The organism is Deinococcus phoenicis (assembly GCF_000599865.1).
GTDB lineage: Bacteria > Deinococcota > Deinococci > Deinococcales > Deinococcaceae > Deinococcus > Deinococcus phoenicis.
Genome location: NZ_JHAC01000026.1, coordinates 14,073 through 26,804, shown reverse-complemented (window position 1 = coordinate 26,804; position 12,732 = coordinate 14,073). Strand labels below are relative to the sequence as shown.

The window sequence follows — 12,732 nt, the reverse complement described above, 5'->3', positions numbered from 1 at the left end:
CCGCAGCCTCCCGGCATGACCGTCGGCGCGCGAACCTGTGCCGCCAGGACTTGAGGAGCCGTTCAATGTCAGAGGGCAGCAAGGCCACTCCCTTCGTGCCGCAGCGCCGACGTTTGAACCCGGGAGCGCTCAGGCTCCTCAAGGCCTTTCCTTGGCTCAGATTTTTGGTCTACGAAGAGTTTATCATCTCCTGCGCCATCACGAGAGAAATTTTTAACATCGGTGAGGCGACCTACATCTCTCATCTCTCCAGAGACCTGTTTGGTCATTCGGCCATCGAGTTCGTCGCCGATCCGTTCGTCACCCTCAAGGATGGTGTCTTTTACGTTTTTTTCGAGGCCATGAATCTGAAGAAGGGGAGGGGAGAGATCGCGGTGGCCGAATCGAGGGACTTTCTCCACTGGAAACTGACGGGCACGGCCCTATCCGAAAAGTGGCACCTCTCGTATCCGCAGGTCTTCTGGCACGGCGGGGCCTGCTACCTGGTGCCCGAAAGTGGCGAGCAGAAAGCCGTCTCGCTGTACCGGGCGGCCGAGTTCCCGCTGGGCTGGGAAAAGGTCGCGGATCTGGTGGAGGGCCGGGAGTATCTGGACAGTTCGCTGTTCTTCGACGGCGAGTGGACGATGATCTCGTATCCGAAAAGGTCGGACGAGGTCTGCGTGTTCCGGTCCCCGGCGCTCGAACACGGCTGGTCGCAGGTGGCCCGCTGGTCGAAAGGTGACTCGGCAGACGTTCTGCGGCCTGCCGGAAGAATCTTCAATGTGGCCGGGCGCTGGTACAGGCCGGTGCAGCGCTCCGCCGAGTTTTACGGGCAGGACCTCTGGCTCAAGCGGCTGGAATTGACGGGGCCGGACGTCGCCTCCGAACAGCTGGCCCTGGGCGTGCGCCAGCCGCTGCTCGGGCCGGCCGGGACAGGCTGGAACTCGGCCTGTATGCACCACCTGGACTTCGTTCGGCACGGTGGCGACTGTTATGTGGTGACCGACGGTGCATCGCTCGTTCTGGACCTTTCACCGGTCCGGCTGCTGTACAGGCTCCGGTATCAGGTCCGCAAACGCGCCGCGCCTCTCCTCGGCAAAGCCAGGCGGTTGGTCCTGCCCCGAACCCCTGGCCGGTCCAGGGCCTGAGGGTGTGGGCGCAGGTCGCCCGGAAGCGGCACGTGGTCAACAAAGGAGGCACCGTATGCCCGGCCTCGCCGGTCTCAGCAGGTATCCGCAGCTGTTTTCTCACTGGGGCAAGATGGTTCTGGGGCGCAGTTACTGGCACACCCGGCAGGGTCCCGGCCCGCACTATCAGCCCGGCGTCCTGGCGGGGTACTTCAACGACATGACCGCGAAGGTGCACTGGGACGGTCCGCAGAACGCCCAGGGCCTGCCGGTCGTCGAGACGCAGGGGCGGCCGCTGCTCTTTCCGACGATGCTGCTGCAAAAGGCGCTGGGGCACTGGGACGCGGCGCTGGCCCGGAGCGGGGAGGCGGAGCGGGCCAGCCACGAGCGCGAGTTTCTCAGGCTCGCCCGCTGGGCCGCCCAGGCGCAGGACGAGCGGGGGGGCTGGGCATGGTGGCCGCTGCTGGGGTTGCCTTACCCCTCCCCGTACTCGGCCATGATTCAGGGGGAAGGGCTTTCGGTCCTGGTCCGGGCCGCCCAGCTGACGGGGGAGGGCGGGTACCTCGCCGCCGCCCAGCGTGCCCTGCAACCGCTCCAGACCGAGGTGTCCCGGGGCGGGGTGGCCCGCCGGATTGCGGAGGGCGTGGTGCTGGAGGAGTTTCCGTCGGAACACCTCAACGCCGCGCTCAACGGCTGGGTGTTCGCCCTGTTCGGCCTGCACGAGTTTCTGCTGGTGCGGGAAGACCCGGAGGCGCGCGCCCTGCTCGGCAGCACGCTGCGCGCCCTGGCAGCCCTGCTGCCGCGCTACGACGCCGGGTTCTGGTCGTACTACGACTTACAGGGCAAGATCGCCAGCCCCTTTTACCATCAGCTGCACCTGGCCCAGCTGGGGGCGCTGGCCCTTACCTTTCCGGAGCACGCCAGCGCCTTCGGGCACAGCCGGACCGTGTTCGAGGGGTATGCCCGGTCCCGCCTGAACACCAACCGCGCCATGTTCCTGAAACTGCGCCAGAAGCTGCGGACCCCACCGGCGGCGGTGCTGCGTTGAACATTCTCTATGTCACGTCCTCCTGTCCGTACGGGGCCGGGGAAACGTTCATCCTGCCCGAACTGGAGGAGCTGCGCCGCCGGGGGCATGGGCTGCGCGTCGTGCCGACCCTGCCGCGTGGCGCCGTGCTGCACCGCGAGGCGGCGGCGGTGCTGGAGTTCACCGCCCTGGCCCCGCTGTTCGGCGTTCAGGTCGCGCGGGACGCCCTGCTCGAAACGGTGCGCGCTCCGGCGCGGGTCTGGCGCGCCTTTCGTCTGCTGTTGACGCCCCGGCCCCTGCATCTGCTCAAAAACCTGAGCGTGTTTCCCAAGGGGCTGTGGCTGGCCCGCTACGCCCGCCGCTGGGGTGCGCAGCGCATCCACGCGCACTGGGCCGCCACGTCGGCCAGCCTGGCCCTGGTGGCCAGCGAGGTTTCGGGGATTCCCTGGGGCCTGACCGCCCACCGCTGGGACATCGTCGAGAACAACCTGCTGACCCGCAAGGCGCAGCGGGCCATGTTCACCCGCTTCATCTCCGAGAGCGGGCTGGCCCTGGCGCGGGCGCGCGGCCTGTCCGGGAGCGCGGGAAGCGTGGTGCTGCACATGGGCACCCGCCTGCCCGCCAGACCGCCGGGGGCCAGGCCCGCCCATGCGGAAAGCGGGCTGCGCCTGCTGTGCCCGGCCAATCTGCTGCCTGTCAAGGGGCACCGTTACCTGCTCGAAGCGCTGAGCCTGGTGCGCGGGTACCCGGTGGAGCTGTGGCTGGCGGGTCAGGGCGAACTCGCCAGCGTCCTGAGGCAGCAGGCCCGGCAGCTCGGCCTGGGGCCACGGGTGCGGTTCCTGGGCCACGTGCCTCACGACGAACTCCTGCGGTTGTACGAGGGTGGAGAGGTGGACGCCGTCGTCCTGCCAAGCGTGGACCTGGGGGGCGGCCTGCACGAGGGGATTCCGGTCGCGCTGCTGGAGGGGATGGCGTACGGCCTCCCGGTCCTCTCGACGACGACGGGCGGCATTCCCGAACTGCTCTCGGGTGGGGCCGGCCTGCTGGTGCCGCCCCAGGACCCGGCGGCGCTCGCGCAGGCCATCGTGGCCCTGCACACCCGCCCGGAGCTGAGGCGCGCCCTGGGCGAGGCCGGTCAGCGGCGCGTCCGTGAAGAGTACGCGATCGAGGCCGTCGTGGACAGGCTCGAACAGTATTTGCAGGGGGGGACCAGGGCGGCCGGGGGCCGCGTCCAGCCCCGCCGCCCCGGGCTGCAAGGAGGCCAGCCATGAACATCTGGCTGGTCAATCAGTACGCGATTTCTCCGCAGGAAGCGGGGATCACCCGCCATTACTCGCTGGGGCGCGTGCTGGCCCGCCGGGGGCACCGCATGACCATCATCGCCTCCAGCTTCGACCACGTCACCCGGCAGGAAGCCCATCTCCAGCCGCACGAACACTTCAGGATCGAGGAGCATGACGGCGTCCGCTTCCTGTGGCTGCGCACCCCGACCTACACCGGCAACACCCGGGCGCGCATCAACAACATGCTGGCCTTTGCGCTCAAGGTTCTCCTGGGGACCGGGACGCAGCGGCTGGAGAGGCCAGACCTGATCGTGGGGTCGAGTCCGCACCTCTTCGGCGCCGTGGCCGCCAAGTTCCTCGCCGACCGGACGGGGGCCGGGTTCGTCCTGGAGATTCGTGACCTGTGGCCCCAGTCGCTGGTCGAGCTGGGCAACTACTCCAGCACCCACCCCCTGGTCCACGTGCTCGAACGCCTGGAACGCTACCTGTACCGCAGCGCGGACGGCATCGTCAGCGTCCTGCCGGGGGCAAAAGGCCATATTGTGGACCGGGGCGGCAACGGCGACATGTTCGAGTGGGTCTCGAACGGCGTCGATCCCGGCTTCCTGGTGGAGGGGCCGCCCCCCGGGCCAGGGGCAGACTTCAAGGTGGTGTACGCCGGGTCCTTTAACCTCGCCAACGGCATCGACGCCATCGTGGAGACGGCCCGGCTGCTCGCGGACGAGCCTCAGGTCCAGTTCCTGCTGTATGGCGACGGCCCGGAGAAGGCGCGAATAGCGGAGGTCATCCGGGAAAGGCGGCTGGGCAACGTCACCCTCTGCCCGCCCCTGCCCAAAAAGGAGATTCACCGCGCGCTGTCGTGCGCCGACGCCTTTATCGCCACCAGCAGGAATCTGGGGCTGTACCACCACGGCGTGAGCTTCGTCAAACTCTACGATTACCTGGCCTGTGCCCGGCCCATCGTCTTCGGATGCAGTGCCGGCAACCCCGTCGCCGAGTCGGGCGGCGGCGTGGTGGTCCCCGCCGAGGACCCGGCAGCGATGGCCAGGGCGGTCCTGCACCTCAAGGGCATGAGGCCGGACGAGCGGCAGGCCATGGGAGAGCTGGGAAGACAATTCGTGCTGGCCCACTTCAGCAACGAGATTCTGGCGGGCCGCCTCGAACACCTGTTGCTGAAGGTCATGGCGGGCCGCCAGCCGGGGTGGCGCTCCGTCTCGCCGATTGACAGTTGACCGCTTGACCCCGGACCTGACGCCAGGCCGGGGTGGCGGCAAAAGGGTCAGCGCAGAAACTGGCGATACCAGTGGGCGCTGTCTTTGAGAATGCGGGTCTGGGTCGGGTAATCCACGTACACCAGGCCGAAGCGCTTCTCGTAGCCGTAGGCCCACTCGAAGTTGTCCATCAGGGACCAGGCGAAGTAGCCGCGCACGTCCACCCCGGCCGCGAGGGCCTGCCGCAGGGCCTCCAGGTGGGTCTGGAGGTACTGCACCCGCGCGGGGTCATGCACCTGGCCGCCCTGAAGCTGGTCGGCAAAGGCCGCGCCGTTCTCGGTGATGACGACGGGGGGCAGCGTGGGGTAGTCCGCCTTCAGCCGGGTCAGCAGGTCCGTCAGGCCCTGGGGGTAGATCTCCCAGCCCATGTCGGTGACGGACGCGCCCGCCGGCACGCTTCCCCCCGCCGCGCCCAGCACGCCGCGCGAGTAGTAGTTCACCCCCAGGAAATCCAGCGGAGCCGCGATGAGGGCCAGGTCGCCCTCCCGCACTTCCGGCACGTCCGCGCCGCACGCGTCCCACACGTCCTGCGGGTACGCGCCGCACAGCAGAGGGTCCAGAAACCAGCGGTTGAGCCGACCGTCGGCCAGGCGCGCGGCGGCCCGGTCCCCGGGCTGGTCACTGGCCGGCATCTGCGGTCCCAGGTTCAGGACGATCCCGGCCTGGCTGGCGGGGGCCAGGCGGCGCACCTCGGGCAGGGCCAGACCATGCCCCAGCAGCAGCCCGTGGGCGGCGGCGAGGGCCAGCCGGCGGTCTTGCAGGCCCGGGGCGTGTTCCCCGATCTCGTAGCTCAGGACGCTGCTGCACCAGGGTTCGTTCAGCGTGGCGTAACTCTTGACCCGGCTGCCGAGCCTCCCGGCGACGGCGGCGCCGTACTCGGCAAAGCGGTGGGCGGTCTCGCGGTTCGTCCAGCCGCCCGCATCCTGAAGGGGCTGGGGGAGGTCCCAGTGGTACAGCGTGACGTGGGGTGCGACCCCGCGCGCGAGCAGCCCGTCGGTCAGCCGTTCGTAGAAGTCCAGGCCGGCGGCGTTGACAGGACCGCTTCCGCTGGGCTGCACACGCGGCCACGCGACGCTGAAGCGGTAGGCATCCACGCCCAGCGAGGCGATCAGGTCCAGGTCCGCTTCCCAGCGGTGGTAGTGGTCGCAGGCCACGTCGCCCCGGCTGCCGTCGCGGATGCGGCCCGGCTCGCGGCAGAAGGTGTCCCAGATGGAGGGGCCGCGGCCGTCTTCAAAGGCGGCCCCCTCGATCTGGTAGGAGGACGTGGCGACGCCGAAGGTGAAGTTCGCCGGGAAGTCGGCGCGGCGTAGGGTTTGTGGGGCGGGTCGGGTCTGGGGCATGGAAACCTCGCTGGGGGTGGGCGGCCCCCTCCGCCACAGCGCGGGGCTGCGGCGGACGTGAACGGCGTGAATGGGGAGGCGTGGGCAGTGGGAAGGGTCCGGTGCGGGTCAGGCTGCCTTCAGCCCTTGGTCGCCCCGGCGGTCAGGCCCTCGATCAGCTGGCGCGAGGCGAGGGCGAACAGGATCAGCAGCGGCACGACCGTGAGGGCCACGCCGCACATCAGCGCGCCCCAGTCGGTGTTGGCGACGCTTTGCAGGGTGCGCAGGGCGAGGGGCGCGGTGTACGTCTCGCCCGACCGGAAGATGATCAGCGGCCCCAGGAAGCTGTTCCACGACTGCACAAAGGTCACCAGCCCCAGCGTCGCCATCGCCGGGCCGGTCAGCGGCACGATGATCCGGCGGAAGATGCCGAACTCGGTCGCGCCGTCGATGCGGGCCGCCTCCACCAGTTCGCGCGGAATGCTGGAGCCGATGTACTGCCGCATCAAAAAGATGCCGAAAGCACTCGCCATGCCCGGCACCCACAGGGCGCGCGGCTGGTCGATCCAGCCCAGCGCCTGCATGATCAGCGCGAAGGGCACGATGTTCAGCGTCGAGGGGATCAGCAGGGTCGCCAGCACCAGCCCGAACAGCACTTCCCGGCCCTTGAAGGTGTACATGGCAAAGGCGTACCCCGCCAGCGTGCAGAAAAACAGGGTGGCCGCCGTGGTCAGGACCGCGAGGTACAGGCTGTTCCACAGGTTGCGCCAGAAGGGCATCCTCTCCATCAGGTGGGTGTAGTTCTCGCCCAGGTTGCCGCCGAACCAGGTGGGCGGCGGAAGCTGGAAGATGTCGGTGCGGGTGTGCGTCGCGAACACGAACATGAAGTAGAACGGCGCCACCGTCAGCACGGCCCCCAGCCCGATCAGCAGGTAGGCCCCCAGCTGGGGGAGGGGCGGCACCTGGCCCCGGGAACGGGTGCGCGGCTGCGGGGTGGGCCGGTCGTCGGTCGCCTTGACAGTCGTCATCTCAGTCCCTCCCCGCCAGGCCGCTGCGCCCGAAGAGGCGGTTATTCAGCAGGGTCAGCGCCCCGATCACCACGAACAGCAGCCAGGACATCGCCGCGGCCACCCCGGCGTCCGAATAGCTCGTGTAGGTGCGGTACATGTACATGATGGTCGTCAGGCCCGCCTGCCCCGCGCCGCCGGTGCCATTGGTGAGGATGAACGGTTCCTCGAACAGTTGCAGGCCGCCGATCAGGCTGAGGGTCACCGCGACGAACATGATCGGGCGCAGCAGCGGCAGCGTGATGAAGCGGAAACTTTGCCAGCCCGTCGCGCCGTCCACCGCCGCCGCCTCGTACAGTTCTTTCGGGATGGCCTGGAGGCCCGAGAGGTACAGCAGCATGTTCCAGCCGGTGTAGCGCCAGATCACGACCAGCGCGATGGCGGGCTGGACATACGCCTTCTCGCCCAGCCAGTTGATCCTGTCCGCCGGAAAGAGGCCGCCGATCAGCGGGAGGTGGTGCAGGGCGCTGAGCGCGGCATTGATCACCCCGTACTGCCAGCTGAACAGCGTGAAGAAGATCACCGAGATCGCCACGATGGACGTGATGTACGGCAGGAAATACACGGCGGTGACCAGGTGCTGCATCCGCCTCAGGACGCCCGCCACCGCAAAGGCGACCGGAATAGCGATCAGGTGTTGCGGCAACCCCGACAGGACCGCCAGAACCGCCGTGTTTTTCAGCGACTGCCAGAAGGTCGGGTCGGTCAGGTTGTCGGTGTAGTTGCGCAGGCCGACGAACTTCATCGCGCCCAGGCCGGTGCCCGGCTGCCACTGCTGAAACGACAGGTAGGCGTTGAAGAGAATCGGAAACAGCCCGAACACGAGGAACAGGATGAAAAAGGGACTGATGAAGATATACGGCGCGTACCGGCGCTGGAACCCGGACCAGCCGCCCCGCCGCGCGGACGTGGATCGTGCCAGCATCCTTTCACCTCGCAGAAGTTGGAAGGCAGAGCAGGAAGGGAGCCGGGCGCGGGAGGGGAGAGCGGGGCTTTCCTCCACGCGCCCGGCAGATGGGGCCGGGGGTTACCTGGCCCGGCGGGTGATAAGCAGCTGCGCTTCGGTCAGGGCCGTGCGGATGTCCTTGCTGCCGTCGAGCACCGTATTCAGCGCGTCGTTCACGATCTGCTCGGCCACCGGGTCAAGGCGGTTCACGTCCAGCGGCTGAATCTTGAGGGCCGCCTGCCGCCACTGGATGCGGGCCTTCTGACCGCCGAGGTAGGGCACACCCTCGTTGAAGATCGGGTCGCCCGCAGCGGCGCGCAGCGCGGGGAAGGCCCCGGTGGTCTTGAACGCGAGGACCTGTTGCGCGGGATTGGTGGTGAGGTACTTGATGAGCGCCCAGGCTTCCGCCTTGTTCTGGCTCTGCTGCGGAATGGCGTAAAAGGAGCCGCCCCAGCTCGCGTAGGTATTGCCCGGCAGGTTCTGCGCGGCCCACTTGCCGCTGTAGTCTTTCGCCAGCCAGTTCTGCATATGCCCGACGAGCCAGGCGCCGCTGAACTCGGTGGCGAGGTTGCCTTTCTGGAAAGCCGTGGTCCAGTCGGGGGAGAAGGCCGCACCCGCGCGGGCATCCAGCTTCGCGTCCCGGATCTGCTTGGCCACGGTGAAGGCGCGGACGTAGCGGGGATTGTCCGGGCCGACGAGCACCTTGCCCGACCGGTCGAAGTAGAGGCCCTCGCCCGCCCCCAGGCCGGTGCGCAGGATGATCTGGGCCGCCTCACCCGCATCGGGGATCAGGAAGCTGCCGGGGTTGGCGGCCACCACCTTCCTGCCTGCCGCGATGTAGCTCTCCCAGCTCCGGTTCAGGTCGGTGGCCCGCACCCCGGCCCGCTTCAGCATGTCACTGCGGTAGAACATCGACCCCGGGCCGATGTCGGTGGGCATGGCGATCATGCGGCCGTCGGGCGCGGTGGCCTGCGGGAAGGTGTAGGCCACGAACTGCGGGCGGTACTGCCCGGCGTTGTAGGGGGCCTTGCTGAGGTCCACCAGGCCGTTGCCCTCCGCGAACTTGGCGATGTATCCGAAGTCCACGGCCACCACGTCGCCCGCACCCTTGCCGGTGGAGAGGGCAGTGGTCAGCGCCGTGTGGTGGTCCGCGTAGGCCAGCGAGTTGATCTTCACGTTGATGTTCGGATACAGCTTCTTGAACCCCGGGAGCGCCGCTTTGACAACGCTGTCAAGATCAGGAAAGACCGAGACGGTGATGGTCTTGGTCTGGGCGGCGGCCATCCCCAGGGTCGAGGCGGTCAGGGCGAGGGTCAGGGAGAGCATCGTGCGCATACGTGGACCTCCTGAAGACGAAAAACAGCGTGCTGACAGTAGGACTCGCCTCCCCCTTCCCCTGGGAGCAACCGGCGACGACCTCCGGGGAGGCCGCAAGACTGGATGGGGGTTCTGCTTGGTTGTACTGTAGTTGGTTTTGAAAGCGCTTGTCAAGAGAGTCGGTCGGGTGTGCAGGCCAGGGCACTCTGAAAACAGGAGAGGCGCCTGATCTCCTCATCCTGGCGGGCAGGCGCTTTCAACAGGCGCTTGCAAGCTGCCGGTGCCGGGAGCGGTTCCGGACGAAGGTCAGGGCAGGCGGCGGGGGGCGACGGACTCGCGCAAGCGCAGCTCCAGTTGCGGCTGGAAGGGCGTGATCTCCTGGCCCGTCAACTGGGCGACCACGAACCGCGCGAGCCAATGCCCCATCTCGGCCATCGGCTGCCGGACCGAAGTGAGGGGCGGCGTGGTGTACGCCGAGCCGGGCAGGTCGTCGAAGCCCACGAGCGACATGTCTTCGGGAACGCGCAGGCCCATGCGGTAGAGCGCGAGCCGCGCGCCGTAAGCCATCTGGTCGTTCGCGCTGAAAATGGCCGTCATGTCCGGGTGCTGCGCCACGAGCTGCTGGGTGCCGATCAGGCCCGAAGGCTCGTGAAAGTCGCCCTGCACCACCAGGCCGGGCTGGAAGGGGAAGCCGCGGTCCTCCAGGGCCTGACGGTAGCCTGCCAGACGGGCCAGAGCGTCGGCGTGGTCGCGTGGCCCCGAGAGGTGCCCGATGCGGCGGTGACCCCGGTCCAGCAGGTAATTCACCACGTCGTAGGCCGCCCGCTGGTTGTCCAGCGCCAGACTGATGCTCCCGGCAGAGGGGAGGTCCACCCGGCGGCCCAGGATGGCCACGGGAAGCTGCTGGGCCAGCTGGCGCAGTTCGTGTTCCGGAAGGTGGCCGCCCAGCACGATCAGGGCCTCGACCCGGCGACTCATGAACAGTTCGATGGCGTGTTCCTCGTCGTCGGTGCGCCAGTGGCCGCTGATGATCAGGGGTGAGTAGCCGCTGCCCATCAGGCCGCTCTCGATGCCGCCCAGGGCGTCCCCGTAAAAAGGACTGGCAATGTCCTGCGTGAGGACCCCGACGCTGCCCGAGGCCCCCGTGGCCAGACTGCGGGCAAAGGCATTCGGTTTGTACCCCAGCTTCTCGATGGCTGCCTTGACCTGGGCAACCTTCGCGGCCTTCACCTGAGCGGTCCCGTTCAGGATGCGGGAGACCGTGCTGGGCGACACGCCCGCCTCTCTGGCAACCTCAGCCAGAGTGACGGGCTGACGCGAACTCACGCTTTGAGACATAACAGCAGCTTATCTGAAAGCGGTTGCAAAAATAAGAGCAGCGGCCCCCTGCCGAGGCTCTTGTGCCTTTCGGCGCTGGCGTGCAGGCCCCGGGGAAGCGAAGAACCAGCGCGGGAGCGTGGAAGCTTCCTGCCGACCACGCCGGAGTGAAGCCCAGGGACCGGTGCCCCGGCTGCTTTGATGACGCCGGCCAGACAATGGCCCCGAATGCCTTATTGATTCAGACTACGATCTGATTCATTCCAAGCCGAGGGGGCGTTCCCTTCCAGGGATTCACACCTGTCGCCCGGTTCCCAGTCCGATGGCCTGAAGGTGACGGGCCATCGTTTCCGGGGTCTGGTCAAAGCCAGCGTGCGTCCACTCCTTGGCCATCTGATACATGGCACCCAGAATGCCCCGGGCCAGCAGATCGGGTGAAAGCCTGGGGGATGACCCCTCGGCAGGGCCAGAGTGGGAAAAGAGGAGGTCGCGGATCAGGTTGGTCGTCTTCTGAAGGTCGGCCCGGTGAAAGGCATCCACCTCGGCGCTGACCCCTTCCATCTCGAACAGCGTCAGGCGGGCCACTTCGGGATGCGCGCGGATGTACGAGAAGTACGCGAGGGACGCCGCCCAGACGCGCTCCGAAGTGGCTGGTCCGCTCTGTGCAGCGGCCAAGAGCGCCTCCTCGCGCATGGTGTTCGTGGTCGCGGCGCTGGCCGTGCAGAGCAGGTCCTCACGGCTGGTAAAAGCTTCGTAGAAGTACCGCTGGGTGACTCTGGCCGCCTCGCAGATATCTTTCACGGTGGTCACCCGAAAGCCCCGCGTGCCGTACTGCCCGATGGCAGTCTCGATCAGCCGCTCTCTGCGCTCTGCTTTGCGCTCCTGTGCCGAGCGGCCCTGGTATGGTCTTCCCTCAGTTGCAGTCAAGTCGTTGCTCCTGGCGTGATCCTTCAGTAAGACAATGCCTTGGTCAAGTTTGACAACGGACGATGTCACATGTCAATCTGCTGCCAAATCTGACATTCACCGTTATCAGATCAGAGAGGAGGGCTTTTCTCCCCTCCAAAGGACGACGGTATGGCCGGGATTCAGGACCTGCTCCCCGGTGTCTCAGCCAGCCGTTCGGCTCCCTGGCTTCCCCCTCAGTCCCGAGGTGCACTCATGAAGAAGTACGATTTGCGCGGACGTGTCGTCGTCATCACCGGCGCTGGCGGGGGCCTGGGAACGCTGCTGGCCTCTGCCTTGAAAACCAGGGGCGCACGGCTGGCCCTGCTGGACCTCGACGAGGCGGCCGTCCAGGCACAGGCCCGCCACCTGGGGGACGAATCCGTCGCGCGCGGCTGGGGGGCCAACGTGCGCGACTACCCGCAACTGGAAGAGACCATGCAGGCCGTCGCGGCCCATTTCGGGGGGATCGACGTGGTCATCGCCGGGGCGGGCATCCAGGCCTTTGGCCCGCTGGAACGGCTGGCCCCGGGCGCCTTCGAGCGGATCATCGACGTCAATCTCAATGGGACCTGGCGTACCTTCAAGGCAGCCCTGCCCTTTGTGAAGGCGCGCCGGGGCTACCTGCTGGCCGTGTCGTCCATGGCGGCGTTCGTGCATTCGCCCCTTCAGGCCGCCTACAACGCTTCCAAGGCCGGTCTCTGGGCCATGTGTGACAGCATCCGGTTGGAACTTCGCCCGGATGGAGTAGGAGTGGGCAGCCTGCATCCCACCTTCTTCGCCACGCGCATGATGGAAGACACTGTGGGCGATCCTGCCGGGAACGCCCTGTGGGGCGGGAACAGGAAGGGCCTGTGGAAGATGGTGCCTATCGAAACCGTCGTTCTGGAGACGGTGGAAGGCATCGAGCGGCGGGCGGATACCATCGTGGTGCCCCGCAACCTGACCCTCGTGGCCCGCGCGCCGGGCTTCCTGCGTCCGGTGGCCGAACGGCTGGGCTTCACGGACGCCGGGATTCGCCGGGCCATCGGGCTGTCTTCCCCCTCCGGCTGGCAGGACCCGCAGGCCGCTGCCCGCAGCACCGGGCAGGCCGGACCTGTGGCGACGGGCGACTGAACCCCCTTTCAACGCGAG

The 12,732-nt window shown here is 67.7% G+C and carries 11 protein-coding genes; 5 read left to right on the top strand and 6 right to left on the bottom strand.

Annotated features, from left to right (window positions below):
• Positions 1-65 precede the first annotated feature (65 nt).
• From DEIPH_RS18775 to DEIPH_RS08740, 4 genes are read left to right on the top strand one after another with little or no spacing between them, the layout of a single operon-like run.
• On the top strand, positions 66-1,127 hold the full coding sequence (locus DEIPH_RS18775; protein WP_051517264.1) for a glucosamine inositolphosphorylceramide transferase family protein: 1,062 nt from the start codon (positions 66-68) through the stop codon (positions 1,125-1,127).
• A 55-nt stretch (positions 1,128-1,182) separates the two neighbouring features.
• On the top strand, positions 1,183-2,154 hold the full coding sequence (locus DEIPH_RS18770; protein ID WP_051517263.1) for a D-glucuronyl C5-epimerase family protein: 972 nt from the start codon (positions 1,183-1,185) through the stop codon (positions 2,152-2,154).
• The gene (locus DEIPH_RS08745; protein WP_034356937.1) at positions 2,151-3,404 is read left to right on the top strand and encodes a glycosyltransferase family 4 protein; all 1,254 of its coding nucleotides are present in this window, start codon (positions 2,151-2,153) and stop codon (positions 3,402-3,404) included. Before DEIPH_RS18770 ends, DEIPH_RS08745 begins: the two co-directional genes overlap by 4 nt.
• Positions 3,401-4,648 (top strand): glycosyltransferase family 4 protein, encoded by a 1,248-nt coding sequence (locus tag DEIPH_RS08740; protein ID WP_051517262.1) that lies wholly within the window; start codon positions 3,401-3,403, stop codon positions 4,646-4,648. Before DEIPH_RS08745 ends, DEIPH_RS08740 begins: the two co-directional genes overlap by 4 nt.
• 47 nt (positions 4,649-4,695) lie before the next feature.
• Here DEIPH_RS08740 and DEIPH_RS08735 read toward each other — a convergent pair whose 3' ends face one another.
• From DEIPH_RS08735 to DEIPH_RS18765, 6 genes are all read right to left on the bottom strand, one after another.
• Positions 4,696-6,027, bottom strand: coding sequence for a GH1 family beta-glucosidase (locus DEIPH_RS08735; RefSeq protein ID WP_034356935.1), 1,332 nt, complete (start codon positions 6,025-6,027; stop codon positions 4,696-4,698).
• Positions 6,028-6,146: 119 nt separating this feature from the next.
• Positions 6,147-7,034 carry a carbohydrate ABC transporter permease gene (locus DEIPH_RS08730; protein ID WP_034356933.1) on the bottom strand — a complete coding sequence of 296 codons (888 nt, stop codon included), beginning with the start codon at positions 7,032-7,034 and terminating at the stop codon, positions 6,147-6,149.
• Position 7,035: 1 nt separating this feature from the next.
• Positions 7,036-7,998, bottom strand: coding sequence for a carbohydrate ABC transporter permease (locus DEIPH_RS08725; RefSeq protein ID WP_034356932.1), 963 nt, complete (start codon positions 7,996-7,998; stop codon positions 7,036-7,038).
• Positions 7,999-8,100: 102 nt separating this feature from the next.
• Positions 8,101-9,354 (bottom strand): ABC transporter substrate-binding protein, encoded by a 1,254-nt coding sequence (locus tag DEIPH_RS08720; RefSeq protein WP_034356930.1) that lies wholly within the window; start codon positions 9,352-9,354, stop codon positions 8,101-8,103.
• Between the two features lie 288 nt (positions 9,355-9,642).
• The gene (locus tag DEIPH_RS08715; protein ID WP_034356927.1) at positions 9,643-10,674 is read right to left on the bottom strand and encodes a LacI family DNA-binding transcriptional regulator; all 1,032 of its coding nucleotides are present in this window, start codon (positions 10,672-10,674) and stop codon (positions 9,643-9,645) included.
• A 273-nt stretch (positions 10,675-10,947) separates the two neighbouring features.
• Positions 10,948-11,580: a TetR/AcrR family transcriptional regulator gene (locus DEIPH_RS18765; RefSeq protein ID WP_161636052.1), complete on the bottom strand. Its 633-nt coding sequence runs from the start codon at positions 11,578-11,580 to the stop codon at positions 10,948-10,950.
• 234 nt (positions 11,581-11,814) lie between these two features.
• Between DEIPH_RS18765 and DEIPH_RS08705 the strand changes: the two genes are divergently transcribed.
• Positions 11,815-12,714 carry an SDR family NAD(P)-dependent oxidoreductase gene (locus DEIPH_RS08705; RefSeq protein WP_051517260.1) on the top strand — a complete coding sequence of 300 codons (900 nt, stop codon included), beginning with the start codon at positions 11,815-11,817 and terminating at the stop codon, positions 12,712-12,714.
• Positions 12,715-12,732 lie beyond the last annotated feature (18 nt).